Source organism: Caulobacter sp. BK020 (assembly GCF_004342605.1).
Lineage (GTDB): Bacteria > Pseudomonadota > Alphaproteobacteria > Caulobacterales > Caulobacteraceae > Caulobacter.
In genome coordinates, this window is sequence record NZ_SLZL01000007.1 from 89,401 (window position 1) to 115,320 (window position 25,920).

18 protein-coding genes are annotated in these 25,920 nt (G+C 67.5%); 1 reads left to right on the forward strand and 17 read right to left on the reverse strand.

Features of this window, described 5'->3' with window-relative positions:
• Nucleotides 1-19 precede the first annotated feature (19 nt).
• From egtB to EV278_RS10500, 12 genes are all read right to left on the reverse strand, one after another.
• Nucleotides 20-2,191, reverse strand: coding sequence for an ergothioneine biosynthesis protein EgtB (egtB, locus tag EV278_RS10445; RefSeq protein ID WP_132090428.1), 2,172 nt, complete (start codon nt 2,189-2,191; stop codon nt 20-22).
• A gap of 138 nt (nt 2,192-2,329) precedes the next feature.
• A complete protein-coding gene (locus EV278_RS10450; RefSeq protein WP_132090431.1) occupies nt 2,330-2,782 on the reverse strand; it encodes a response regulator in 453 nt (150 codons plus the stop codon).
• 1 nt (nt 2,783) lies between these two features.
• A complete protein-coding gene (locus tag EV278_RS10455) occupies nt 2,784-7,133 on the reverse strand; it encodes a PAS domain S-box protein (RefSeq protein WP_132090434.1) in 4,350 nt (1,449 codons plus the stop codon).
• A 145-nt stretch (nt 7,134-7,278) separates the two neighbouring features.
• Nucleotides 7,279-7,983: a glutathione S-transferase N-terminal domain-containing protein gene (locus EV278_RS10460; RefSeq protein ID WP_132090437.1), complete on the reverse strand. Its 705-nt coding sequence runs from the start codon at nt 7,981-7,983 to the stop codon at nt 7,279-7,281.
• A gap of 102 nt (nt 7,984-8,085) precedes the next feature.
• A complete protein-coding gene (locus EV278_RS10465) occupies nt 8,086-10,125 on the reverse strand; it encodes a response regulator (RefSeq protein WP_132090440.1) in 2,040 nt (679 codons plus the stop codon).
• Nucleotides 10,122-15,956 carry a HAMP domain-containing protein gene (locus tag EV278_RS10470; RefSeq protein ID WP_132090443.1) on the reverse strand — a complete coding sequence of 1,945 codons (5,835 nt, stop codon included), beginning with the start codon at nt 15,954-15,956 and terminating at the stop codon, nt 10,122-10,124. The genes EV278_RS10465 and EV278_RS10470 overlap by 4 nt, the downstream gene beginning before the upstream one ends.
• A 198-nt stretch (nt 15,957-16,154) precedes the next feature.
• Entirely contained in the window at nt 16,155-16,613 is a 459-nt protein-coding gene (locus tag EV278_RS10475) for a hypothetical protein (RefSeq protein WP_243692153.1), read from the reverse strand.
• 2 nt (nt 16,614-16,615) lie between these two features.
• A complete protein-coding gene (locus EV278_RS10480) occupies nt 16,616-17,380 on the reverse strand; it encodes an ATP-binding cassette domain-containing protein (RefSeq protein WP_132090446.1) in 765 nt (254 codons plus the stop codon).
• Nucleotides 17,377-18,183, reverse strand: coding sequence for an ABC transporter permease (locus EV278_RS10485; RefSeq protein ID WP_132090449.1), 807 nt, complete (start codon nt 18,181-18,183; stop codon nt 17,377-17,379). Before EV278_RS10485 ends, EV278_RS10480 begins: the two co-directional genes overlap by 4 nt.
• 1 nt (nt 18,184) lies before the next feature.
• Nucleotides 18,185-18,700, reverse strand: coding sequence for an outer membrane lipid asymmetry maintenance protein MlaD (gene mlaD / locus EV278_RS10490; RefSeq protein ID WP_132090452.1), 516 nt, complete (start codon nt 18,698-18,700; stop codon nt 18,185-18,187).
• A gap of 62 nt (nt 18,701-18,762) precedes the next feature.
• Complete coding sequence (locus EV278_RS10495; protein WP_132090455.1) at nt 18,763-19,410, reverse strand: ABC transporter substrate-binding protein; 648 nt, start codon at nt 19,408-19,410, stop codon at nt 18,763-18,765.
• Between the two features lie 17 nt (nt 19,411-19,427).
• Nucleotides 19,428-20,297: a VacJ family lipoprotein gene (locus EV278_RS10500; RefSeq protein WP_132090458.1), complete on the reverse strand. Its 870-nt coding sequence runs from the start codon at nt 20,295-20,297 to the stop codon at nt 19,428-19,430.
• Nucleotides 20,298-20,657: 360 nt separating this feature from the next.
• Between EV278_RS10500 and EV278_RS10505 the strand changes: the two genes are divergently transcribed.
• Nucleotides 20,658-21,350 carry a hypothetical protein gene (locus EV278_RS10505; protein WP_132090461.1) on the forward strand — a complete coding sequence of 231 codons (693 nt, stop codon included), beginning with the start codon at nt 20,658-20,660 and terminating at the stop codon, nt 21,348-21,350.
• Here the strand turns inward: EV278_RS10505 and EV278_RS10510 are convergent, their stop codons facing one another.
• Genes EV278_RS10510 through EV278_RS10530 form a run of 5 tightly spaced genes read right to left on the reverse strand, consistent with a single transcriptional unit; the run spans nt 21,351 to nt 25,920 of the window.
• Nucleotides 21,351-21,965 carry a hypothetical protein gene (locus EV278_RS10510; RefSeq protein ID WP_132090464.1) on the reverse strand — a complete coding sequence of 205 codons (615 nt, stop codon included), beginning with the start codon at nt 21,963-21,965 and terminating at the stop codon, nt 21,351-21,353. It abuts the gene before it with no gap.
• A 9-nt stretch (nt 21,966-21,974) separates the two neighbouring features.
• Nucleotides 21,975-22,952, reverse strand: coding sequence for a hypothetical protein (locus EV278_RS10515; RefSeq protein WP_132090467.1), 978 nt, complete (start codon nt 22,950-22,952; stop codon nt 21,975-21,977).
• Nucleotides 22,953-23,000: 48 nt separating this feature from the next.
• Entirely contained in the window at nt 23,001-24,071 is a 1,071-nt protein-coding gene (locus EV278_RS10520; protein ID WP_132090470.1) for a PASTA domain-containing protein, read from the reverse strand.
• Nucleotides 24,072-24,114: 43 nt separating this feature from the next.
• The gene (locus EV278_RS10525; RefSeq protein WP_132090473.1) at nt 24,115-25,317 is read right to left on the reverse strand and encodes a PASTA domain-containing protein; all 1,203 of its coding nucleotides are present in this window, start codon (nt 25,315-25,317) and stop codon (nt 24,115-24,117) included.
• 24 nt (nt 25,318-25,341) lie between these two features.
• Nucleotides 25,342-25,920, reverse strand: coding sequence for a hypothetical protein (locus EV278_RS10530; protein ID WP_132090476.1), 579 nt, complete (start codon nt 25,918-25,920; stop codon nt 25,342-25,344).

Below are 25,920 nucleotides of genomic sequence, written 5' to 3' on the forward strand. Positions count from 1 at the left end.
ATGATCCAACTCGCCCGCCCTAGCCGGCCAGGGCGAAGACGCCGAAGCTTGGGCTGTCGCTGATCCAGCGCGCCGCGACCTTCCAGCCCGCCCGGCGGGCCAGTTCCACGAACATCTCCGGCGCGTACTTGTACGAATTCTCGGTGTGGATCGTCTCGCCAGCCTTGAAGCGGATCTCTTGTCCGGCCAGATGCGCCGCCTGGTCGACTCGGCTGACCAAGTGCATTTCCATGCGGCTTTCGTCGGCGTTCCAGACGGCGCGATGGTCGAAGGCGTTCAGATCGAAGTCGCCGCCCAGCTCGCTGTTGATCCGCGCTAGGACGTTCTTGTTGAACGCCGACGTCACGCCCTGGGCGTCGTCATAGGCGGGAACCAGTACGTCTGGACTCTTGGCGATGTCGACCCCGACCACGAACATCGCGCCGTCGCCCAGCAGGCCATGCGCGCCGCGCAGAAAGGCCTCGGCCTCGGCGGGCGCGAAATTGCCGATCGTCGAGCCGGGGAAGAAGCCAGTGACGGGCCGTCCCCGCGCCGCCGCCGGCAAGCGGACCGCACGCGTGAAGTCATCGACCAGGGGGGCGACGACCAGGCCGGGATAGTCCCGCCGCAGCGCCTCGCTCGCCTCATCCAGCGCTGAGCGGCTGATGTCGATGGGAACATAGACCGCCAATTGCGGCATGGCGTCGAGCAGGATCCGGGTCTTGGTGCTGGCTCCGCTGCCGAACTCGACCAGGGCCGCGCCCTCCATCACCCGGGCGGCGATCTCCGGCGCGATCCGGCGCAGCAGGGCCGTCTCGGTGCGGGTGGGATAGTATTCGGGGAGCTCGCAGATCGCCTCGAACAGTCGCGAGCCCTCCGCGTCATAGAAGTACTTGGCCGGCAAGGTCTTGCGATCGGCGGTCAGGCCCGCCAGGGCGTCGTCGAGGAAGGTCGCGGCCGGCGTCGGCGTCTCGCGATCCAGCGGGCTCATATCGTCGGCCAAGCGGACCCCCGTGAACGCCCAGCGCTGGGCCGGGTGGAAGAAGTTGCGATAGGACGAACGCGTATGGCCGGGCGGCGTTTCGGCAGCCCCGCCCCGCAGGACCATCTGGTTGACCATGAACTTGCCGTTGTACTCGCCCAGCGCGCCTGCGCCGGGCTTGAAGCCCGGATAGGCGACATAGGGACTGGCGGTCCATTGCCAGACCTCGTCGGACGCCTGGCGCAGGCCCCGCCCTTCCGGAGCCCTGACGGCGGCCTCCCACTCGGCCTCGGTCGGCAGCCGGCGGCCGGACCAGGCGGCGAAGGCGGCGGCCTCGTAATAGCTGACATGGCCGACCGGCGCATGAGGATCGACGGGGCGCCGGCCCGACAGGGTCATGACGGTCCAGGCACCGTCGCCGTCCCAACGCCAGTAGAGCGGCGCCTCCCACCCCCGCTCGTTGACGGCGGCCCAGCCGTCCGAGAGCCACAGGTCGGCGCGGCGATAGCCGCCATCGTCGATGAAGGCCAGCCATTCGCCGTTGGTGACCAGACGATCGGCCAGGCGATAGGGCTCAAGATAGACCTTGTGGCGCGGCCGCTCGTTGTCGAAGGCGAAGCCCGGGCCGTCGTCGCCGATCTCGACCAGGCCGCCTTCGAAGGCGAGGTAGCGGACATCGGTCGCCGGCGGACGGTCCAGCGGCGGCGTCTCGCGATAGGCCGGCTCCAGCGGCGACTGGGCGAACAGGTGCAGCAGGTCCATCAGGATCAGCTCCTGATGCTGCTCCTCGTGGGCCAGGCCGAGGTCCAGGCGCTCGATCACCTCGGCGGTCGGCGAGGTGGTCAGCAGCCGGACCATCGCCGCGTCGATATGGGCTCGATAGGCGCCGACATCTTCGGCCGAAGGGCGGGTGATCAGCCCGCGCTGAGGGCGCGGCTGGCGTGGCCCGACCGCCTCATAATAGGAGTTGAACAGATAGGCGAAGGCCGGGTCGAACACCCGGTAGCCCGGCAGGAAGGGCGTCAGCAGAAAGGTCTCGAAGAACCAAGCGGTATGAGCCCTGTGCCATTTGACCGGGCTGGCGTCCGGCATCGACTGCGCGCCCTGGTCCTCGGGCGAAAGCGGCCTGGCCAGCGCCTCGGTGCGGCGCCGGACCGCCAGATAGCGATCGACGAGGGCGATGGCGCGGGCCTCTGAGGCCTCCCGTGCGGGGGTGTCGTCGGGACTCATGCGCTCTCCTGCCGCCCTGCGTCGGGAGCTAGCCGCCGCCCGATGACCTCAACGAATAAGCAACTTGAGTGTTCCTCCGGTCGGGTTCAAGCGGAGCGGTAGAATAAAAAGTGAACGCGAACCGCCGACGCTCTTCCCTCAGAGCAGGAACGGTTGAGGTCCGTCGTCGATCGGTTCCGGGACCGGGCTTTCCACCGGGAGGGGAGCCTTGGCGAGCCGGCTCGGCGCGCGGCGCAACAGCCGGCCGACCCTCTGCAGCAGTTGTTCGTCCCTGAACGGCTTGGCCAGGAAGTCGCGCGCGCCCAGGGCGATGGCCTGCCTTACGTCGTCGGGCTGGTTGCGAGCCGTCAAAACCATGGTCGGGACGTTCAGCCCCTCCTGACGCATCTTGCGCAGCAGGCCAAAGCCGTCGAGACGCGGCATGTTGAGGTCCAGCACCAAGGCGGATGGCCGCAGTTCGTGCAGCCGCTTGAGGCCTTCGAAGCCGTCACGGGCGAAATAGGTGTCATAGCCCGCGATATCGAGACGGGTGGTGATCAGGTCGAGGATGATCTGATCGTCCTCGACGACCAGGACGCGCGTCCGCCCCACCTTACGCCTCCGCGCGATCAAGAGGATCGCCGTCGTCGACGGCGCCATCCCAGCGCGTACAGCGATCCACAGCGTCGACCAAGTCCGCCGCCATGATCGGCTTGCGCACCAGACCGTCGAATCCATGATCGGCGTCCAGCAGCCCCCGGTCCGCGTCGGCGGTGAAGGCCAGGATCGGCACGTCCTGGTTGGGCCCCGGTCTATCCCGGATCTCGCCAAGGGCCTCGATTCCGGAAACGCCGGGCATGCGCAGATCCATCAGGATGCAATCGAACGGCGCGACGGCGGCGGTCTCGATCGCCGCACGCCCCCCGCCAGCCTCGGCGACTTCGGCGCCCATCTGTTCCAGCACGGTGCGGGCCAGCTCCCGGTTTACGGGATTGTCATCGACCACCAACACGCGGACCCCGTCCAGGCTGCGGCCGGTGGTTTCGGGCGTAAGAGCAGGCGACTCGCCGTCCAAACCGGCGGCGATCTTGGCCGCGATATGAAAACTGAACACCGTGCCCTGACCAGGAACGCTGCTCACCGCGATGCCCCCGCCCATGGCTTCGGTCAGGCCCTTGCAGATCGCCAGGCCCAGGCCGGTTCCGCCATGCTTGCGCGTCGACGAGGCGTCGACCTGGGAGAAGCGCTGGAACAGCTTGGTCTGCTGCTCGGCGCTGATGCCCGCGCCCGTGTCCTCGACCCGCATCCGCAAGCTGGCCGCCTCCGGATTGTAGCCGACGAACAGTCGCACCGCGCCGCGCTCGGTGAACTTGATCGCATTGCCCACCAGATTGAGCAGCACTTGCCGGACACGATCCGGATCGATCATGACGCGTTCGGGCAGTTCGCCCTCGGCCTGGCATTCCAGCCATAACCCCTTGGCGTCTGCCTGCGGGGCGAACAGGGCCAGGGCGTCCTGGGCCACGGCCAGGGGCGAGGCCCGCCGGGGCGCGATCTCCACCTGGCCGGCCTCGAGCTTGGAGAAGTCCAGCACGTCGTTGACGATCGCCAGCAGCGCCTGGCCCGCGCTCGACACCCGCTGGACGTAGCGCTGCGAGATCTCGTCCAGTTCGGGACGCTGGGCCAGCAGTCCCGAGAAGCCGATCACCGCCGTCAGCGGAGTACGGATCTCGTGGCTCATATTGGCCATGAACTCGCCCTTCACCGCCGCGGCCGCCTCGGCCTCGGCGCGGGCGGCGGCCAGGGCCTCTTCCTGACCGACCTGGGCGGTCACGTCGCGGATCACGTCGAGGAACCCGACCGGCGCTTCGGTCACCGGGTCGCGCAGCAGGGAGGGGTTGGATTCCAGCCAGACGTCCCGCGTGCCCGACCTGTGCGGCACGCGCCAGCGCACGCGTTCGGGCCGCTTGCCCTTGGTCAGGTTACGATAGACCCGCCTGACCCTCAGGCGATCCTCGGGATAGGCCAATTCCAGCGCGCTGCGGCCCATGATCTCGTCGGGGGAGTAGCCCAGCAAGGCGCGGGACGACGCCGCGCAGAACGTGATCCTTCCGCTCAGATCGGCGGTCAGGATCATGTCGGTGGTGTTCTCGGCCATCAGCCGGTAGCGGGCCTCGCTGTCCTTCAGCGCGGCCTCGGCCGCCCGGCGAGCGGTCAGGTCCTCGATCTGCGAGATGAAATAGCGCGGCGAGCCGTCGGGATTGTCGACCCGCGACACCGCCAGCTGGCTCCAGACGATAGAGCCGTCCTTGCGAATATAGCGCTTGTCCATCCGGTAGGTCGAAATCCGGCCGTTGTAGAGATCGGCCAGCAGGCCAAGATCGGCGTCCAGGTCGTCGGGGTGGGTGATCGCCTGGAAGTTCAGGGCCAGCAGTTCCTCGCCGCTGTAGCCGACCATCCTGCAAAGCGTGGGATTGACCTTCAGGAACGAGCCGTCGAGCCCGACCAGGCACTTGCCGATCGGCGCGTGCGCAAAGGCGGTCTCGAACAGTTCCTGCTGTTCCTTGCGCGCGCTGATGTCCTGCATCAGCGCAGTCAGCTCCCAGCCGGCCGCGTCGCGCACCGCGCTGACCGCCAGTTCGATGGGAATTTCGATTCCATCCTTGCGTCGCGCGGTGGTCTCGATGCGCTGGTCGATGTCGTCACCGAATTCGCCGCCCAGGAACGCCGCCACGCCGGATTGGCCCGAGGGCAGGATCATCGCCAGATGGCCGCCGATCGCCTCTTCTGCGGTCCAGCCGAAGGTCAGCTGGGCGTGACGGTTCCAGCCGGTGATCCGGCCGGCCTCATCGGCGGTGACGATGGCCTGGTGGGCGTTGGCGATCACGTTGCGCGCCCGGTCCTCGCTGGCCCGCAGCGACTGTTCGAGATTGCGCACCTCGGTGACGTCCCAATTGACGCCGACCATCCGCATCGGCGCCCCCTTGGCGTCGCGCACCACCGTCGCCTGGGCGCGAACATGCCGCACCGTTCCATCGGGGCGTACGATCCTGAACTCAGTGTCATAGGGCTTGTCGCCCGACAGGGTGGTCCGCGCCTGGACCTGCTCCTCCGCGCGGTCGTCGGGGTGCACGCAAGCGTAGAACCGCCCGGCGGTCAGCGCCTCGCCGGGAGCCAGGCCGTAGAGGGCGTACATCCGGTCATCCCAGGCCAACGCGCCGGTCTGGACGTTCCATTCCCAGACGCCGATCTGGCCCGCCTGGGTGGCCAGGAGCACGCGCTCCGACATGGCGCGATAGCGGGCTTCGTCCTCCGCCCGCGAGGCCTCGGCCACGACCGAAGCGGTGACGTCCCTCACCGTGCCGAACAGCGCGACCACCTGGCCGGCTTCGTCGCGCTCGCAATTGCCGTGGCCTTCGAGATAGCGCAGCTGTCCGTCCGGCAGGATGATCCGGGTGATGGCCAGCTTCCAGTCGAGCCCATCCCGCCGAGCCGCTTCCAGCCGCGCGCGCAGCGCCGGCCGATCGTCGGGGTGAACGGCCTCGACGAACTGCTCCAGCCGAAGGTCGACATTGGGATCCAGGCCGTACAGGACAGCGACATGCGGCGACCAGGTCGTCTCCCCGGTCTTTATATCGACCCGCCAATAGCCGATGCCTGCGACCTCTTCGGCCAGGGCGGTCATGCGCGCCATGCGCTCGGCGCGTTCCTGCAGTTCCCGCCGCTCGGTGACGTCCCGGAAGACGTTGACGATCTCGGTCGCCCTGCCCTCGGCGTCGCGGACGAGCTGGGGATTGCCCTCGAACCAGACCCAGCGCCCGTCGCCGGTGCGATAGCGATGCTGCCGGTTGGCGGCCGGGTCGGGCGTATCGCCGGCATAGAGCTGCGCACTATTGACGAGGAAACGCTGGCGATCGTCCGGGTGCACCAAGCGATCGGCTTGCGTGCCCACCAGTTCCTCGGGCTCGTAGCCCATCGCCCGGCAGGCGGGCGATACGTAGAGCAGCGTACCATCCAGGGCGCAGCGGACGATGACGTCGGAGGTGTTTTCGGCCAGCAACCGATAGCGGGCCTCGCTGGCGCTCAGATTCTCGAAACTGCGAACCTGATCGGTCACGTCCTGGAACAGGCCGATCAGGGCGACGACCTCGCCGCGTTCATCCAATTCGCAGCCGGCCTTGGCCTGGACCACCCGAACCTCGCCGTCCGGCCGGACCATCCGCGCCTGGAAGCTGCTCGTGGTCTTGGTCTGGATCGCCTGGTTCAGCAGGTCCAGAATTCTGTCGCGATCGTCCGGATGGAAGGATTGCAGTTCCGCCTGATAGGTCGGCACATGGGTCCGACGGTCGGCGCCCCGGATTTCGTAGAGCAGGTCCGACCAGTAGACCTCGCGCGTGACGACGTCATAGCGCCAGTGCGCCACACCGGACATGGTCTCGGCCAGCTTCAGCAGGCGGGCCTGCTCCAAGCGCACGCGGTCGAGCCGGGTCCGCTCCAGTTCATCCTGGACGATGCGCGCGAGGGCGCGGAGGCGGTTCAGCTCGCGATCTGTCGGACGGGAACGAGGCTTGGTGTCGATGACGCAGAGCGTGCCGAGATTGTAACCCTCGGGCGAGGTCAGGACCGCGCCGGCGTAGAAGCGGATCCCCTGCTCACCGACCACCAGGGGATTGGCGACGAACCTGGGGTCAAGGGTCGCGTCCTCGACGACCATCACGGCATCGGGACCCAACTCGATCGCATGGCTGCAGAACGCGTCTTCCCGCGCCGTCGAACAGAGGTCCAGGCCCTGGCGCGACTTGAACCACTGGCGGGTCTCGTCGATCAGCGAGACCAGGGCGACAGGTGCATCGAACAGGTCGGCGGCCAGCTGGGTCACCCGGTCGAAGGCGGCGTCCGGCGAGGTGTCCAGGACGCCGTAGCCCCGCAACGCCCGGATCCGCCTCGCTTCGTTGTCGTTCATCTGGACCTCCGAGGCGGCAGCATAGGCCGCAAGGTCCGCAAAACGGGTTAAGGCGAGCCGCGACAATCGCGCGCGGGTAGATCAGGGCCGCCCACGTCGGGCCGGCGGGCGGGGCCGAACCCGGCGTGGCGGCCGAGCGCGCCTTTTAAGGGCGCTTGGGGATCTCCAGCCCGCGCTGGACCGCCGGGCGGGCCAAGCCGCGCTCCAGCCAGGCGGGCACGTGCTTGAGGCTGGCATAGTCGACCAGATCCCCGGCGCCATAGAAGCCGACCAGGTTCCGCACCCAGCCCAGGGTGGCGATGTCGGCGATCGTGTAGTCGTCGCCCATGATCCAGTCGCGGTCCGCCAGTCGGCTCTCCAGCACGCCCAGCAGGCGCTTGGATTCGGCGACATAGCGATCACGCGGACGCTTGTCCTCGTACTCGCGGCCCGCGAACTTGTGGAAGAACCCCACTTGGCCAAACATCGGTCCGATCGCGGCCATCTGGAAGAACACCCAGGCCAGGGTCTCGTAGCGCCGGGCGGGATCCTTGGGCAGGAACTTGCCGGTCCTTTCGGCCAGATAGACCAGGATCGCGCCGGACTCGAACAGGCCTATCGGCTTTCCGTCCGGACCGTCGGGATCAATGATCGCGGGGATCTTGCCGTTGGGATTCAGCGACAGGAACTCGGGGGTCCAGGACTCGTTCTGGCCGATGTCGACCAGGTGCGGCTCATAAGCCAAGCCGATCTCCTCCAGCATGATCGACACCTTGACCCCGTTGGGGGTGGGCAGGCTGTACAGTTGCAGCCTGTCGGGATGCTGGGCGGGCCAGCGCTGGGTGATCGGGAAGGCTGAGAGATCGGTCATGGACGGCTCCGAAAGAAAAAGGCCGCCCCTGGCGGCGCGGCCCAGCCTGTCAGATGGCGCCGACGGACGCGGCGACAAGGTGCCCCTCGACAGAAACTCTTCCTAGCCCTGCCGTAGCTTGGCCTGGCCCGTCGCCGGCGCTTCGGCGTCCAGCACGGCGCGGATCTTGGCCGCCAGGGCCGGGCCCAGATAGGGCTTGTCGATCATCGGAAACTCATTGGCCCAGGACGCCGCCTCGTCGCCGACATAGCCGGAGGTCAGCAGGACCTTGAGCCCAGGCCGCTCCTGCAACGCCAGGTGGGCCAGCCGGACGCCGTTGACGCCGCCGGGCATGACCACGTCCGAGAACAGCAGGTCGAAGGCCTTGCGGCCCTTGAGGCGTTTCAGCGCGGCCACGGCCGAGTCCGCCGTGGTGACCTGATAGCCCAGGCCTTCCAGCGTCTCGACCGCCATAGCCAGCACCGCCGCGTCGTCTTCGACGACCAGCACCCGCTCGGAGCCGCCAATCGCCTCCCCAATCTCGCCGCCGGCGCCGCGCGGGCCTGGCGCCGCCAGGCTCCGCGGCAGGGAGATCTCGAAGACAGCCCCCTGCCCTGGCGAACTGCGCACCGAAACCTCACCGCCCGACTGCCGCACGAAACCGTAGACCTGCGACAGGCCCAGCCCCGAGCCCTTGCCGATCTCCTTGGTCGTGAAGAACGGTTCGAAGATGCGCGAAGCGACATCCGCGTCCATGCCCTGGCCGGTGTCGCGAACGGTCACCAGGATCCTGGGATCGTCCCCGTCGATGGTTCTGGTGGCGATCGACAGCACGCCGCCGCCCTCCATGGCGTCGCGGGCGTTGACCGCCAGGTTCAGCAGGGCGCTCTCGAACTGGGCCGGGTCGAGGTGGGCGGGCAGCGGCTCCGTGGCCAGATCCAGGTCGATGCTGACCGCCTCGCCCACCGCCTGGCGCAGCAACGGCGCGAAGTCGGCGATCAGCCCGTTGAGATCGACGATCTGCGGGTTCAGGCGCTGGCGGCGCGAGAACGCCAGCAGCTGACGGGTCAGGGCCCCGCCCTTCTCGGCCGCCAGGCGCACCGCCTCGATCTGCCGGGCCAGTTCGTGCTGCTCGCCGGTGCGCCGCTTGATCAGCTCGATATTGCCCAGCACCACGGTCAGCAGGTTGTTGAAGTCGTGGGCGACGCCGCCCGTCAGCTGGCCCACCGCCTCCATCTTGCGGGAATGGCTCAGCTGCTCCTCCAGCCCCCGGCGTTCGGTGTTGTCGAGCAAAGTGCCGAACACCACCGCGCGGCCGCTCTCCTCGTCTTGGGCCAGAACGCCCTGGTCGATCAGCGACCGATACGAGCCGTCGGCGCACCGCCATCGGTATTCGCAGGCGTAGGCGCCAGACTTTCGAGCTTCGGCCTGGGCCCGCGCCACGATTTCGACGTCGTCCGGATGGACCCGGCTGATGCCGAAGTCGGCGGCAGCCAGGAAGTCTTCCGCCGAAAAGCCAGTCAGCTCCATGACGTTGCCGCCGACGAACAGCGGCTCGTAGGGCGCGTCGGCGGTACGCGAATGGAAGACCACCGGCAGGGCCCGCAGGATCGCCTCCTGGCGCTCCTGGGTGCGGCGCAGGGCGCGCTCAGCCGCCAGTTTCTCGGCATGGATGCGGGCGTTCTCCTCGATCAGCAGGCGGCGGCTCTCTGACTGTTGCTCGAGCTCAAGGGTCTTGATGTGCAGATCGACCAGCACCTGCACCTTGGAGCGCAGGATGAACGGATCCACCGGTTTGAACACCACGTCGACGGCCCCCGCGGAATAGGCCTTGAAGATGTGGGCCTCGTCGCGGAACACGGCTGTCAGGAAGACGATCGGCACGTCGCGGTTGCGGCGGCGCTGACGGATCAGCTCGGCCGTCTCGTAGCCGTCCATGCCGGGCATGTGCAGGTCCAGCAGGATCACCGCGAAGTCGTCGGTCAGCAGATGACGCAAGGCCTCCTCGCCCGAGCGGGCGACCACCAGCTCCTGGCCCAGGGTTTCCAGGGCCTGGATGGCGGCGAAGGCGTTGCGCTCATCGTCGTCGACGATGAGGATCCGAGTCCTCAGCCGGTCTTCGGACGGCGCGACCGCCTGATGTTTGACCGCCGGTACGCTCATTGCGCTGCGGCGCTATGGATGGTGACGACATTGTCGCCGGCCAGACGCTGGGCGTCGGTGCGCTGGACCGAGACGCGCAGCACCGAGATCAGCTGGTCGATGTCCACCGGCTTGGACACATAGTCCGACGCCCCCGCCTGGATGCACTTCTGGCGGTCGCCCTTCATCGCCTTGGCGGTGACGGCGATCACCGGCAGGTCGGAAAAGCGTGGTCGGGCCCGGATCTCGCGCATGGTCTCGTAACCGTCCATGTCGGGCATCATGATGTCGACCAGCACCATATCCACCTCGGGGAGGCTGTCGAGCAGCTCCAGGCCCTCACGGCCGCTTTCGGCGTAGCGCAGCTCGATGCCGTACTCTTCCAGCGCGCTGGCCAGCGAGAAGATGTTGCGGATGTCGTCATCGATGACCACCGCGGTCAGGCCCGTCAGGACGGCGTCGGCATGGCGGCTGTGGGCGATCATCGCCTTGGCCGGGGTCGAAAGGCGATCCAGCGGCGCGTGCAGCGACATGGTCACGTGGTCGATCAGTTGCTCGGGCGTGCGGGCCAGGCGCGCCAGGCCGGAGAACACCGCCAGCCGCAGCCGGCGATCCTCCTCGGGATCCAAATCCTCGGAGGCGTAAAGCACCGCCACGCCCGACGTAGCGCCGCGTTGCTTGAGCGCGTCGATGAACGGCCCGACCGGTCCCGTCCCGACGTCGATCACCAGGCAGTTACCCTCGTCCGTGAACGCCTCGTCCGAAAGGTCCGCCAAGGTCGCCACCACCTTCACCGCGCCGACGGCGTGGCGCAGCGTGTCGGCCGCCGGGCCTGATCCGCCGACCAGGATCGGCGCGCGGCCGGTCTCGGCGACCAGCTTCTTGACCTTCTCCAGCGTGGAGGCGACCGCCTCGCGTTCCACCGGCTTGCTGGTGAAGCCGAAGGCGCCCATCGACAGCCCCAGCCCGCCGTGGTCGTCGGCCGAGATCACCTGGACCGGGATGTGCCGGGTGTCGGGCGTGCGCTTGAGCAGGTCCAGCAGGGCCAAGCCGTCCATGTCGGGCAAGCCGATGTCCAGCATGATGGCGTCCGGGCTGAAGCGCCGGGCCAGCGACGGCACGGCCGAGCCTTCGCCGGTGACGACGCCCTTGAAGCCGCTGTCGCGCACCAGCGACAGCAGGATCGAGGCGAAGCGGGTGTCGTCCTCGACGATCAGCACCACCGCGTCGCCGGGCTCGATCTGTTCGCGGTCGTCGACCACCGTCTCGGCGGGCTCGACCGATCCAGCCTCCGTCGTCGACAGACGGAAGGTCTGGACGGGCGAGGTGGCGGGACGAAGCGGCTGGGTCGATTGCGGCTGGGCGGCCGGGCTGAAGTTCAGCGGCAGATAGAGGGTGAAGGTGCTGCCCTGCCCCGGCGTCGAGACGACCCGCAGCTCGCCGCCCAGAAGACGGGTGATCTCGCGGCTGATCGACAGGCCCAGGCCCGTACCGCCGTACTTGCGGCTGGTGGTGCCGTCGGCCTGCTGGAACGCCTCGAAGATGATCCGCTGCTTGTCCTCGGGGATGCCGATGCCGGTGTCCTCGACCGAGAAGGCCAGCACCTGGCCGGCCTTGTTCAGGTGGTCGTTGCCCAGCGCCCAGCCATCGTCTGCCCGGGCGATCGACAGGCGCACCGAACCGGTCTGGGTGAACTTGAAGGCGTTGGACAGCAGGTTCTTGATCACCTGCTGCAGACGCTTGTCATCGGTGTACATCGAGCGCGGCAGGGCCGGGTCGATGTTGACGAAGAAGTCCAGCTTCTTGTCCTGGGCCAGCTGCGAGAAGGTGCGGTCGGTCTGATCGCGCAGGGACGCGAACGACATCTCGCCGATGTCGAGCGTGACCGTGCCGCTTTCGATCTTCGACAGGTCCAGGATGTCGTTGATCAGCCCCAGCAGGTCGGCGCCCGCGCTGTGGATGTTACGGGCGAACTCCACCTGCTTGGCGCTCAGGTTCCCCTGCGCGTTCTCGCTGAGCATCTTGGACAGGATCAGAAGGCTGTTGAGCGGCGTGCGCAGCTCGTGGCTCATATTGGCCAGGAACTCGGACTTGTACTTGGAGGTCAGGGCCAGCTGCTCGGCCTTTTCCTCAAGCGCCGCCTTGGCCTGCTCGACCTCGGCGTTCTTGGCCTCCACCTGCTTGTTCTGGGCCGAGAGCAGGACCGCCTTGTCCTCCAGCTCGGCGTTGGTCTGCTGCAGTTCGTCCTGCTTGGAGCGCAGCAGCTCTTCCGACTGCCGCAGGGAGGCGGCCTGCTGTTCCAGGCGGTCGTTGGTCTTCTTCAGTTCTTCCTGCTGCGCCTGGAGTTCGGCGGTCAGCAGCTGCGACTGCTCAAGCAGGCCTTCGGTCCGCATGTTGGCGGCGATGGTCGACAGCACGATGCCGATGGATTCCATCAGCTGGTCGAGGAAGGCCTGCTGGGTCTCGTTGAAGGTCCCGAAAGTGGCCAGCTCGATCACCGCCTTCAGCTCGCCTTCGAACAGGGCGGGCAGGACGATGATGTTCTGCGGCGCGGCCTCGCCCAGGCCCGAACTGATCTTGATGTACTCGGATGGCACGTTGGTCAGCAGGATGCGCTGGCGCTCGGCCGCGCACTGGCCGATCAGGCCCTCGCGCTGGCGCAGTCGAGCCGGGGGGCGGTCGCCGGGATTGGCGGCGTAGCTGGCGGCCAAATTCAGCACCGGCTCGCCGTTCACGTCGTGGTCGGAAACGTAGAACACCCCATGCTGGGCGTTGATCAGCGGCGCCAGCTCTGACAGCACCAGGTTCGACACGGTCGACAGGTCGCGCTCGCCCTGCAGCATGCGGCTGAACCGGGCCAGGTTGGTCTTCAGCCAGTCCTGCTCGGTGTTCTTCAACGTCTGATCCTTCAGGTTGCGGATCATCTCGTTGATGTTGTCCTTCAGGGCCGCGACTTCCCCCGAGGCTTCCACGGTGATCGACCGCGTCAGGTCGCCCTTGGTCACAGCGGTCGACACCTCGGCGATGGCGCGGACCTGGGTGGTCAGGTTGGCGGCCAGTTCGTTGACGTTGTCGGTCAGGTCGCGCCACAGACCGGCGGCGCCGGGCACCCGGGCCTGACCGCCCAGCTTGCCTTCCGAACCCACTTCGCGGGCGACGTTGGTCACCTGGTCGGCGAAGGTGGCCAGGGTCTCGATCATGCCGTTGATGGTGTCGGCCAGCGAGGCGATCTCGCCCTTGGCGTCCAGGGTCAGCTTGCGCTTGAGGTTGCCCTGGGCCACCGCGGTGACGACGTCGGCGATGTTGCGGACCTGGCCGGTCAGGTTGGCCGCCATCATGTTGACGTTGTCGGTCAGGTCCTTCCAGGTGCCGGCCACGCCCGGCACCTGCGCCTGACCGCCCAGCTTGCCTTCGGTGCCGACTTCCCGGGCCACCCGGGTCACTTCCGAGGCGAAGCCGTTCAGCTGGTCCACCATGACGTTGATCGTCGACTTCAGCTCCAGGATCTCGCCCTTCACGTCGACGGTGATCTTCTTGGAGAGGTCGCCCTTGGCGACGGCGGTGGTGACGTCGGCGATGTTGCGGACCTGGCCGGTCAGGTTGGCGGCCATGAAGTTGACGTTGTCCGTCAGGTCCTTCCAGGTCCCGGCCACGCCCTTCACCTGCGCCTGGCCGCCCAGCTTGCCTTCCGTGCCGACTTCCCGCGCCACGCGGGTCACTTCCGAGCTGAACGAGTTCAGCTGATCGACCATGACGTTGATGGTGTTTTTCAGCTCCAGGATCTCGCCGCGCACGTCGACGGTGATCTTCTTGGAGAGATCGCCCATGGCCACGGCCGTGGTCACCTCGGCGATGTTGCGCACCTGGCCGGTCAGGTTGGCGGCCATCAGGTTGACGTTGTCGGTCAGGTCCTTCCAGGTGCCGGCCACGCCCTTCACCTGGGCCTGGCCGCCCAACTTGCCTTCCGTGCCGACTTCCCGCGCCACCCGCGTCACTTCCGAGGCGAAGCCGTTCAGCTGGTCCACCATGACGTTGATGGTGTTCTTCAGCTCCAGGATCTCGCCGCGGACATCGACGGTGATCTTCTTGGAAAGGTCGCCGTTGGCGACGGCGGTGGTCACCTCGGCGATGTTGCGGACCTGGCCGGTCAGGTTGCCGGCCATGAAGTTGACGTTGTCGGTCAGGTCCTTCCAGGTCCCGGCCACGCCCTTGACCTGCGCCTGGCCGCCCAGCTTGCCTTCCGTGCCGACTTCCCGCGCCACGCGGGTCACTTCCGAGCTGAACGAGTTCAACTGGTCGACCATGGTGTTGATGGTGTTCTTCAGCTCCAGGATCTCGCCGCGCACGTCGACCGTGATCTTCTTGGAGAGGTCGCCCATGGCGACGGCGGTGGTCACCTCGGCGATGTTACGGACCTGGCCGGTCAGGTTGCCGGCCATCAGGTTGACGTTGTCGGTCAGCTCCTTCCAGGTGCCGCCGACCCCGGTGACGTTGGCCTGGCCGCCCAGCTTGCCTTCCGTGCCCACTTCCCGCGCCACGCGGGTCACTTCCGAGGCGAAGGCGTTCAGCTGATCCACCATGACGTTGATGGTGTTCTTCAGCTCCAGCACCTCGCCCTTCACGTCGACCGTGATCTTCTTGCTGAGGTCACCCATGGCCACGGCGGTGGTCACCTCAGCGATGTTACGGACCTGGCCGGTCAGGTTGCCGGCCATCAGGTTGACGTTGTCGGTCAGCTCCTTCCAGGTGCCGGCCACGCCTTCCACCCGGGCTTGGCCGCCCAGCTTGCCCTCGGTGCCGACTTCCCGCGCCACCCGCGTCACTTCCGAGGCGAAGCTGTTGAGCTGGTCCACCATGGTGTTGATGGTGTTCTTCAGCTCCAGCACCTCGCCCTTCACGTCGACGGTGATCTTGCGTGAAAGGTCGCCGCGGGCCACGGCGGTGGTCACCTCGGCGATGTTGCGGACCTGGCCGGTCAGGTTGCCGGCCATCAGGTTGACGTTGTCGGTGAGGTCCTTCCAAGTGCCGGCCACGCCGCGGACATTGGCCTGACCGCCGAGCTTGCCCTCGGTGCCGACTTCCCGCGCCACCCGGGTCACTTCCGACGCAAAGCTGTTGAGCTGGTCCACCATGGTGTTGATGGTGTTCTTCAGCTCAAGCACCTCGCCCTTCACGTCGACGGTGATCTTGCGGCTCAAGTCCCCGTTGGCGACGGCGGTGGTCACCTCGGCGATGTTGCGGACCTGGCCCGTCAGATTGGCGGCCATGAGGTTGACGTTGTCGGTCAGGTCCTTCCAGGTGCCGGCCACGCCCTTGACCTGGGCCTGGCCGCCCAGTTTGCCCTCGGTGCCCACTTCCCGCGCCACCCGGGTCACTTCCGAGGCGAACGACCCCAGCTGCCCCACCATGGTGTTGACGACCTTGCCGATGCGCAGGAACTCACCGCGAAGGGGGCGTTCCTCGTTCTCCAGGTCCATCGTCTGGGACAGGTCGCCCTTGGCGGTGGCGCCGATCACCCGAGCCATTTCGGCGGTCGGGTGGACCATGTCGGTAATCAGATTGTTGACCGCATCGACGCTGGCGGCCCACGAGCCGGTGGCCCCCGGCAGGCGGGCGCGGTGGTTGATCTTGCCCTGCTTGCCGACCACGTCGCCGAGACGTTCGAACTCTTTCGACATCTGGTCGTTCAGATTGACGGCGTCGTTGAACGCCTCGGCCAATTCGCCGTCCAGGCCGGACAGGTCGGTCGGCAGCCGCACCGAGAAGTCGCCGCGCCGGAAGGCTCGCAAGGCGGCCAGAAGCTGGTGGTTGTCGAGCCCGCGCTGCTGCGCCTTGGACTGTGCCGCCGGCATAGGAATACTCCACGTCGAAATCGTTCGATCTACGTGGGCGGCGCTATTGGGAAAGCCGGTCCCGGCGTTTGGAAGCGCTGTCTCGCTTCGACGACCCGCACCAAATCCCCATGCCCTCCCCGAACGGGTCCAACGCGGGGAAAATTCTTTGGTTCCGCTTTCATGGTGAAGCTCTTCACCGTGGGAGGGCGCTGCTTTCTATCGCGCCATTTTCGTCCGGGCCGAAGCCTCGACCTGCTCGACGCCGCGCAGGGCGTCGCCGGAGACCTCCAACTGGCCCTTGAAGGCGTGCAGGTCGCGGGTGTCGATGCGGCGGACCTTCTTGTCGCGCGCCCATTCCAGCCCGATCATCTGACCCAGCCGGCAGGCCTTGGGCAACAGGGCCGCCTGCTCGGTCGGACCGCCGCGAACCAACAGCTTGCCGACGATGCTGTTCCAGTTCGGCGAGCCGGGAATGCAGAGCGGCAGGTGATCGCAATCGCCGGTCCAGAACCGCCTGTACCAGCGCTGGTGCAGCGAGGTGTCGAACCGCAGCGGGCCTGGATCGAGCTGGGCCCGGCAGTCGGCGCGGACATAGTCCTGCGCCTGGGCCGCTCCGGCCAGGCCGCAGCCCAGCGCGAGCACCAGCAGCGCCGCTCTCGTCCTTTCCGCCTTCACGCCTAAACCGTGCTGGCCATCGGCCCGTCCGCCCGCCCATCGACGAACTGGCGCACATAGGGATTGTCGGTGCGGTCGAGCTCGGCGGGGGCGCCGCGCCAAACGATCTTACCGGCGTGCAGCATCGCGATCTCGTCGCCGATCGTCCGGGCCGACGCCAGGTCGTGGGTGATCGACACGGCGGTGCAGCCCAGCCCCTTCACCTGGTCGACGATCAGTTCATTGATCGCCGCCGAGGTGATCGGATCCAGACCTGTGGTCGGCTCGTCAAAGAAGATGATTTCGGGACTGGCCACCACGGCCCGGGCCAAGCCGACCCGCTTCTGCATGCCGCCCGACAGCTCGGACGGATAGGAATCGGCGACATGGGCGCCCAGGTGAACACGCCCCAGGGCCTCGACCGCCCGCGCCTTGGCCTCCTTGCGCGGCACGCCGTCGGCGTTGATCAGACGGAAGGCGACGTTCTCCCAGACGCTGAGGCTGTCGAACAGCGCCGCGCCCTGGAACAGCACGCCGATGCGTTCGAACAGCTTGCGACGCGACGCGCCGCTGACGCCGATCAGGTCCTCGCCGTCGACAAGCACCTGGCCGGCGTCGGGCCGCACCAGGCCCATGGCGATCTTGATGGTCACCGACTTGCCCTGGCCGGACCCGCCGATGATCACCAGGGACCGCCCCGCCGCGACGCTGAGGTCCAGCCCGTCCAGGACTGGCCCGTCAAAGCGCTTGCGAACGCCCTTCCATTCAAGTTTGGGGATGTCGGTCATGCGTGCGTGAACAGCGTTGTGAGGAAGTAGTCCGAGGCGAAGATCAGGATCGCCGAGGACACCACCGCATGGGTCGTCGCCCGGCCCACGCCGCGCGCCCCGCCCTTGGCGTTATAGCCGTGGTAGCAGCCCATCAGGGCGACGATGAAGCCGAACACGGCAGCCTTGATCAGGCCCGAGCCGACGTCCCAGCCCTGGATGAAGTTCATGGTGTTGCGGACATAGATCGTCGAGTTGAAGTCGAGGATCCGCACCGCCACCAGCCAGCCGCCGGCCACGCCGATGATGTCGGCGACCAGGGTCAGCAGCGGCAGCACCAGCGTCGCGGCCAGCAGGCGCGGCGCGACGAGATAACGGAACGGATCGGTCGACAGCGTGCGCATCGCGTCGATCTGCTCGGTGGCGCGCATGGCCCCGATCTCGGCGGCGATGGCGGCCGAGACCCGTCCGGCCAGCATCAAGGCCGCCAGGACGGGACCCAGCTCCCGCGTGATGCCCAAGGCCACGATCTGCGGCATCACCTGCTCGGCGTTGAAGCGCCCGCCGCCCGTATAGATGTTCAAGCCCAGGGCGGCGCCGGTGAAGATCGCCGTCAGCCCCACGACCGGCAGCGAGAAGAAGCCGATGGCGACCAGCTGGCGCAGCAGCTGGATGGGAAACCACGGCGGGCTGAACACCGAGATCACGCCACGCAGGGCGAACATTCCGACCCCGCCGACCATGCGCAGGGCGCCCAGGGTGGAGCGACCGATGGCCCGCACCGGCTTGAACATCGCGGGAAGCGCCGCGTCGGCCGCGGCCATCTCAGTAGCTGTCCGGCGCCGTGGCGGCGGGGTTCGCCGCTGGTGCGGCGCCGGCCGTCGGCGCGGCGGCGGCGTCGCCCTGCGGCCGCATCACCGAACCGATCAGGCCGAACAGGTCGACCGCGCCCTGGGTGTTGTCGATCTCGCCGCCCGGCTTGATGTCGTCGGCCGCGCCGCCGGGAGCGATCGCCACGTGGACGCCGCCCAGCAGGCTGTCGCTGGTGATCTTGGCGGTGGAGTCGGACGGCAGCTTGACGTCCGGGTCGAGGGTGAGCTTGGCGACCGCCAGATAGGTCTTGGGATCAAGGGTGATCTGCGAGACGGCGCCGACCTTGACGCCTGCGACGCTGACCGCCGCGCCGGGCGCCAGGGAGCCGACCTGGCCGAACTTGGCCGTGACGTCATAACCGCCCGGCTTGCCACCGACGCCGCCGACGGTCAGCGAATAGACCAGGAAACCCGCCGCCAAGGCGAGAACAAGGAAACCCATCAGGGTCTCGGCCCATTGTTCGCGCAAGCCCTTATCCTTTCGAAGTCCTGCGAGGCGCGCCGCCCAAACGGCCGCCGCGTCCCTTTGTGTTACCGCGAGGCGGGACGCTGGGCGTCTCGCTGCAATTGGCTGATCAACACGTCGATATTGCCGCCGGCGTTATCGATGGTCGAAACGAAGTCCTGCTGCTGGGTGATCGCCAGCCACACGCCCTTGAACTGGATATCGACAACCTTCCACGAGGTCCCGCCGCCCAGCACCCGCCACGCCACCGGCAGCGGCTGACCGATCTGGCCGCCCGAGATCGTGGTGTTGACGATGACGTCGCCCGGCTTGCGAACCGTCGATCCCGTCACCTTCAGGACCTCGCCGTGATAGTCGCTGATCCGATTCTGGTACACGCTTTCGGCATAGACGCGGAACGCCGCCGCGAACCGCTGGCGCTGGTCGGGCGTGACAGTGCGGGCGTACTTGCCGAGCACGAAATTGGTGATCTTCGGCACGTCGGCCAGTTGGTCGATCGCCTGGTGAAAGGTCGCCTTCTTCTGGGCGATGCTCTGGTTCTTGTCGGCCAGAACGGTGATCACCCGCTGGGCGCGGGTCTGAACGAACTGCTCGGCCTGGGGATCCCGCGCCGCCTGGGCCAAGGCGGGACGCGCCTGGCTCAGGGCGCCCAGGCCAATCAGGGCGACCAGGGCCAGCTGTGCGAAACGGCGAGTGGGGCGAGCGTCGGTCATAGGCTTTTCCGGCGAAGTCATTGGGATTGTTCGGAGGGCGCGGGCGCCGTCTCGGGCGGCGCCGAAGCGGGCTCGGCGCCGCCCGAGACGGCGGCGCCATCGGCCGGGACGGCATCGAAGTCCGGCAAGGCTTGCACCTGGCCGGTGGCTTCGCGGATGAAGGCCTCGCGGTATTGGCCGTAGGCCGACCGGGCCGTCACGTAAGGGTCGGTGGCGTCGTCCAGCGCGCGGAAGGCGGTGTCGGCCCTCGCGCGGGTGTCGACCGTCTGCACGCCCAGGCGCGTGGCGCCGAAAGTGGTCGTATAGCCGCCGCCGACGATGCCGACCGGATCGGTGAAGAAGTCCAGCACCCGGCCGACGCCGTCGCGGAAGTTCGACGGACCGATCACCGGCACGTAGAGATAGGGACCGGGCCGGACGCCATAGCGGCCGAAGGTCTGGCCGAAGTCGGCGTCGTGGGCCTTCAGCCCCATGCCGGTCGCTACGTCCCAGATGCCCAGGACGCCGATCGTGGAATTGATCAGGAAGCGGGCGGACGAGCGGCCGGCCCGCTTGGGCTTGCCCTGCAGGATGTCGTTCACCGTCGTGCTGGGCTCGCCCAGATTGTAGACCACGGCGCTGACGCGACGGCGCAGCGGGCTGGGCGTCACCGCCATGTAGCCGTGGGCGACGGGTCGGAGCACGGCGCGGTCCAGGCCCATGCTGAAGCCGTAGCTGCCGCGGTTGAAGCCCTGCAGCGGATCATAGGCCGTATCGACCGAATCGCCGGTCGCGGCCGGCGCGGCCACCAACGGCGGCGGCTCGACGGCGGCGTTCTGGGCGTGAGCGCTCGCCGCGCTCACCGCCAGACCGCCGACGGCGATCAGGGCCAAGGTCCGCGCACGCACGCGCGATGTCTTCGTCAAAGTTCTGCTTGGCGCGCCGTTCATTCCAGCCTCCTGCCGGGTCCCGGCGTCAGGCATGTAGGCGCCTGCAAAAGCTAAGCAAGGTCTGAAACACCTATTGGATGTCATCCGGGTACGGAAGCGTCCTCCCCGTTCAAAGCCGGGCGGTTTCCGTCAAGCCCCGGAGGCTGGGCCTTTGGACGCCGATTGGCGGTCGGTTGAACGCGACTTGGCCACCCGGAAAAAACAACAACCTTGGCGCTCATGAGCGCAGTCCCATCACAACCCTGCAGAACAAATCGACATTTCTTGTCGCCCAGGTAGAGATCAGGCAGAATTGCGCATCAACGCGGGATGCCTCCCATGGACCGTTTGCGCGCGCCGTTCTTCTGGCTGGCCGGCTTCGTCCTGCTGGTGGCCCTGCTTGTGGAATGCGCCTCAGCCTTCGTGTTGAACGCCGTACATCAGGCTGGTTTCGAGGCTTCGACGCCAGGGCTGGGCATTCGCTACCTGCCGGTGCTCGATGGCCTGCTGCTCTACACCATCCTGCTGATGGGCCTTGGCATCCTGCTGTCGCGCAGCGTGATCGGACGCATCCAGGGAATCGCCACCCTGGTGATCGCCTTCTTCGGCCTGCTGGGCGCCATCGTCATGGCCCTGGCGGCCCTCGGCCTGCTGATCCTGATGATCACCCTGCTGGTGGCCGTTCCCTTCGGCACGATCGCCTATTTCGTCGCCTTCGCCGATTTTCCCACGGGGGCGGCGACGGCCACACTGGGCCTGATCCTGATCCTGAAGATCGTCTTCTGCATCCTGCTGATCCTCGCCCACGAGCGGTTTCTGCAGAACAAGGGCATCGTCATCCTTAGCGCGGTCTCGGTGGGCGCCACCCTGCTGCTGGCCTTCCTGATCGATTTCCCGCCCGGTTTCCTGGCCAGCATCACCGACGCCATAGGCGCGTTGATCATCGCCATCGTCGGCGCGATCTGGCTGCTGGTCCTGCTGATCGGATCGCTGCTGGCGATGATCTCGGCGATCCGCACCGTCAGGGTCTGATCATCGGACCGACACCGTGGCGGCCTGCTCGCCCATCGGCGCGACCAGGATCCTGCCGCCCAGCCGATAGACGACGGTCGAAACGTCGTCGTCGTTCTTGCGACAAAGGAACTTGTCGTCACCGATCGAGCGCGCGCGACGCCAGGCCTTCTCGCAAGCCTCGACGTCATCTTCCGCCAGCACCGCGCCCTCATGGCACAGGCACGCGACCTGGGGGCAGGTTTCCCCCTTCCCCGCCACACATTGGTAGGTCGCCACAGCGCCCCTGCCCTCGACCAGACGCAGGCGGGCGATCCGCATGTCCTTCCCAGCCGGACTGATCGGCAGTTCGCCAGGCGTGTCGCCGGCCAGGCCGGAGCCCGGCTGGCCCGTGAGTTCGACCGCCTTCTTCAGCAGTTTCGGCGCGAACGGACGGGACAGCTTGCCCATAACGCCAACCACCGGTGGAGGCGTCCAGTTGGCCAGCGCGTCCTCGTCGATCTCGCCGTTGCTGGTCGTCGGCGGCCCGTGCGCGGCCGGGGGCGCGGGCGGCGTGACAGCCCGATAGACCGCCACGCCGATCGCCACGACAAAGCCGATGACGACCAGGACCAGGATGATGATGACGGCCTTCATCGACGCGGCTCAGCCATAGCCGGCGACCATGATCGCCACGAAGGCCGCGCCCAGGCCCACGACGCCGATCGCCGAAAGGACGATGGCCAGCGGCCAGGGCCAGCAGACCCAGCCCGTCACCGTGCCGCCGCCGCTCATGAACACCTGTCCCGTCCGATCCGACGGATTGGCGATGCCGTAGGCCATTACCTCCCAAGGATTGTCGAAATAGGTCCACCAGGTGATCGCGTCGCCGATCCGACGGCCGGAATCGATCAGGCCGGCGATCAGCGCCGGGATAATGGTCAGCGCCATCCAGCCGACATAGGAAAACCAGAAGAACGGCCCCAGCACCCGGTTCTGCCAGATGTGGATCGTCTCGTGCTTGAACAGGTCGGAGGTCGGCGTCCAGGTGTCGGTGTTGCTCATCACCGCGCCTTGGGTAAACGCGAAGCCCGAGCGGACGGCGAAGCCCTTCACATAACGGTGGGCGTCGTGGCGGTTCTCGGCGGGGCCGTCACCATGCTCGCCCCAGGCGAAATTGATCAGGTGCATCAGCACGCCGTTGGTGTTGCCGCCCAGCCCCCAGGTGACGTCCAGCAGGAACGCGGGAACGCCAAGACCCAACCATTTGTGGGTAGCCCACAGGCCGTCGAACAGACCGACCAGCCCGCCGATCACCAAGGCGATCCACAACAACGCATCGACGCCGATCACCGGGTGGCCAAAGCCTAGCGAGATCAGGTTCACCACACCCGGCCAGATGAAGAACAGCAGGCTGGTGACCGTGACCGCGGCGTCGGAGTCGCCGCCGACGCTGAGCATGATGCTGATGAAGGTCCGCGCCAGGAAAGCCCCGAACGTCGCGGTCAGAAAGGTCTCGAGCGCCCGCCAGAGCGAGGACGAGCCGTCGCCCTTGGCCAGTCGGACGATCAGGGCCACGATCGCCCCAAGCACGCCGAACGCCAGCGCCCCCAGGATGGCTTCCAGAGAAAAAATCCGTTCCATGATCTTGCTCCTTGCGGGCTCGCCGGCCGGCGAGCCCGTCGGTTCGAACTACAGACGGTCGGGGATGCGAGGGCGCCGGGTCGGCGGCGGGATGACGATCTTCGGCCGGCATGCCCGGTACCGCGACGGACCTGCGGCGTTCTCCTGCGCCACGACCGAACGCCGTTCGCCGCTCACGCAGACATGGTCGTTGGCGGACCCGTCACGCCAGACGTAGCCCTGCAGGCAGGTGTCCGGGCCGTAGGCGCCGCCGTACGGGCTGCGGCGCGACGCCGCCTGGGCGTTTTCCTGGGCGGCCAGGTAACGGGACTCCGGCGTGACGCAGACCCGATCGCCGGGCCAGGCCTCTCGCCAGACGAAGCCCTCGACGCACGCGCCGACCGCCGGATCACAGCCGGCTTCCGCCGGTTGCTCGATCGGCGGCTCCTCCTTGGGCGGCTCGGGCGCAACCACCGGCAGGGGCGCGGCGACGGTAAGCTGGACGATCTCGGTCTTCTTGGCCTTGGTCTCGGCGGCCGGCGTCTGGTCCAGAACGGTCTCCGGCGGCTTGTCGCCGGTCTGCTTGTCGGTACGCTTGACGGTCTTGTAGCCGGCCTTGTCCAAGACCTTGACGGCCTCGGCATAGGGCTGGCCCGTCACGTTCGGGACCTTGGATCCGCTCAGCGCCACGATGGCGATGATCACGCCGATCACCAGCACCAGCACCCCGCCGACCACCGCCAGGATCCACCAGGGGAACGGCTTCGGCGGCGGCGGCGTCGCGGTGGCCACGGCGGGGACCGTGACCGTCGCCGCCGCGCTGTCGGTGCTGTCGTTGTCGGGATCGTTGACATTGATCGCCCGCAGCTTGATCCGGTGCTGGCCTGGCGGCGTCGCGGCCGGAATCTTGCCGACCACGGTCACGGTCTGGTTCTCGCCAGCCGCGACCGCGCGTTCCGTTTCGCCCTGGACCTGGTACCACTCGGCCTTGCCGTCGCCCTGGACCTGAACGCTGAAGCGCGCGGTCAGGCCCTCCCCCGTCTTGTTGGTCACGCCGAAGACGGCGCTGCCCTTGTGAAAGGCGCCTTCCTTCTTCAGGGCGATGGCCGTCGGCCCGTCCGGAATCTCGAAACTCGGCATATGTCGTGATCCTTGCCTCTGGAAAACCCCTCGCTCCGATCGGTCATTGGACCTGGAGCGGCTTTGTCGGGATAGTTGGTCTGGGGATGGTCGTCGCCGGCAGCTTGGCCTTGTTGGCGAACACCAGGACATCGGGCCGAATGAACAGCCGGCAGGTCTGGCGGCCATTGAGGATGACCGAGGGCGCGCCGAGGACGATGTTGACCTTGGTCCCCTTGGCGACCTTGGATTTGGCCTCGACGCTCTGCTCGATGATCTTGTCCACCGTGCCCCGGCAGGCCGAACCGATCGTGCCGATGTCCAAGCCTGCGGATTGCAAGGCCTTGATCCCGGTAATGCCGTCGAGCTGGGGCGAGACCAGATCCGGCACGACGACGCCGGGATCGACGGTGAGGTTGACCGCGCTGCCCTTGGGCGCCGAAGTCTCGCCGGCCGGATCCTGGGCCAGCACCGTGTCGGGCTCCTTGCCTGTCGCCTCCCCGACCACTCGTGGCCCGACCGTGAAGCCGCGATCCTCCAGCAGGGCCTGGGCGCCGAGATAGGGCTTATCGGTCACCGTCGGCACAGCCACCGTTTCGCCGATCGCCACCGTCAGCTTCACTTCGGTCTTGGCGGGATCGACCTTGGTGTCCGCCGCGGGTTCCTGCTTGAACACCAGGCCCAGCGGCTGGTCCTTGGCGACCTCGTTGATCGCCGGCGCCGTCGTGAAACCGCCCTTCTTCAACTCGGCCACCGCGGCGGCGTAGTCCAGCCCGGTGACCTTGGGAACCGGCGTCCCCTTGGGCCCGCTCATCAGCACCACCGCGACGATGATGCCGATCACCAGCACCAGGACGCCGGCCGCCACCGCGATGATCCACCACGGGAACGGTTTTTTCTTGGCCGGCGGCTTGGCGACGGCGGGGATCGTGACGGTCGCCACGGCGCTCTCGGTGCTGTCGTTGTCGGGATCGTTGACATTGGTCGCCCGCAGCTTGATCCGATGCTGGCCTGGGGGCGTGGCGGCGGGGATCTTCGCCACCACCGTCACCGTCTGCGTCTCACCGGCCGCGACGGGCCGCTCCGGTTCGCCCTGGATCGAATACCATTCCGCCTTGCCGCTGCCCTGGATCTGCACGCTGAAGCGAGCGGTCAGCCCCTCCCCGGTCTTGTTGGTCACGCCGAACACGGCGTTGCCCTTGTGGAAACCGGCCTCCGTCTTCAGGGCCAGGGTCGTGGGGCCGTCCGGAATTTCGAAACTCGGCATGGGGATTCGTCCTCGTTTTCGCGGTCAGGCTGGGAGAAATTCGATGTCGTAGGTCGTGTAGGCGGGACGCTCCTCGTCGACGATGCGACGCACCAGGTCGGCCAAGGGACGGGCCGCCGCCGGGGCGACGACGCGCAGGTGGAAGCTCCGCGCGAGGCCCTTCGGTCCCGGCGGGTTCTCCTCCACCGCAAAGCCTGATAGGCCCGTGGCGACGGTGAGGATGCGCTCTAGAGTCCGACGCGTGCCGCGCCAGCGCGCCAGTTCGGCCGCTTCCAGGCACAGCAGCCGCAGCCGGCCCAGGCCGGCGGCGTAGCGGGGCGCGCCTTCGCCCGGACGTCCGCCGGTCCAATCCAGGTAACGATCCAGGTCCAGCCAGCGCGCCAGCATCAAGGCGAAGCTGGGCGGGGCGCGCATGGGATCGATGTGGGCGTCGAGGGCCGCCAGGGCGTTCTCGGCCGGCGCCTGCAGAACCTCCATCACGTCCAGCACCGCGGCCAGAGGCTTTTTCGGAGTGGCGCCGGCGGGAACGCCCGACGGGTTCTCAGGCGGAATGGCGGCCTGGTAGGTTTCCGGCAGAAGCCTTGCGATGCGGGCTCGGTCCAA

What these genes read in the sequence shown, in the direction of transcription:
- EV278_RS10495 (WP_132090455.1), bottom strand. Translation starts at nt 19,410, where the DNA reads ATGACCGACGCTCGCCCCACTCGCCGTTTCGCACAGCTGGCCCTGGTC.
- EV278_RS10465 (WP_132090440.1), bottom strand. Translation starts at nt 10,125, where the DNA reads ATGAGCGTACCGGCGGTCAAACATCAGGCGGTCGCGCCGTCCGAAGAC.
- EV278_RS10470 (WP_132090443.1), bottom strand. Translation starts at nt 15,956, where the DNA reads ATGCCGGCGGCACAGTCCAAGGCGCAGCAGCGCGGGCTCGACAACCAC.
- EV278_RS10505 (WP_132090461.1), top strand. Translation starts at nt 20,658, where the DNA reads ATGGACCGTTTGCGCGCGCCGTTCTTCTGGCTGGCCGGCTTCGTCCTG.
- EV278_RS10515 (WP_132090467.1), bottom strand. Translation starts at nt 22,952, where the DNA reads ATGGAACGGATTTTTTCTCTGGAAGCCATCCTGGGGGCGCTGGCGTTC.
- EV278_RS10510 (WP_132090464.1), bottom strand. Translation starts at nt 21,965, where the DNA reads ATGAAGGCCGTCATCATCATCCTGGTCCTGGTCGTCATCGGCTTTGTC.
- EV278_RS10455 (WP_132090434.1), bottom strand. Translation starts at nt 7,133, where the DNA reads ATGAACGACAACGAAGCGAGGCGGATCCGGGCGTTGCGGGGCTACGGC.
- EV278_RS10485 (WP_132090449.1), bottom strand. Translation starts at nt 18,183, where the DNA reads ATGGCCGCGGCCGACGCGGCGCTTCCCGCGATGTTCAAGCCGGTGCGG.
- EV278_RS10525 (WP_132090473.1), bottom strand. Translation starts at nt 25,317, where the DNA reads ATGCCGAGTTTCGAAATTCCGGACGGCCCCACGACCCTGGCCCTGAAG.
- EV278_RS10460 (WP_132090437.1), bottom strand. Translation starts at nt 7,983, where the DNA reads ATGACCGATCTCTCAGCCTTCCCGATCACCCAGCGCTGGCCCGCCCAG.
- EV278_RS10480 (WP_132090446.1), bottom strand. Translation starts at nt 17,380, where the DNA reads ATGACCGACATCCCCAAACTTGAATGGAAGGGCGTTCGCAAGCGCTTT.
- EV278_RS10520 (WP_132090470.1), bottom strand. Translation starts at nt 24,071, where the DNA reads ATGCCGAGTTTCGAGATTCCGGACGGGCCGACGGCCATCGCCCTGAAG.
- egtB (WP_132090428.1), bottom strand. Translation starts at nt 2,191, where the DNA reads ATGAGTCCCGACGACACCCCCGCACGGGAGGCCTCAGAGGCCCGCGCC.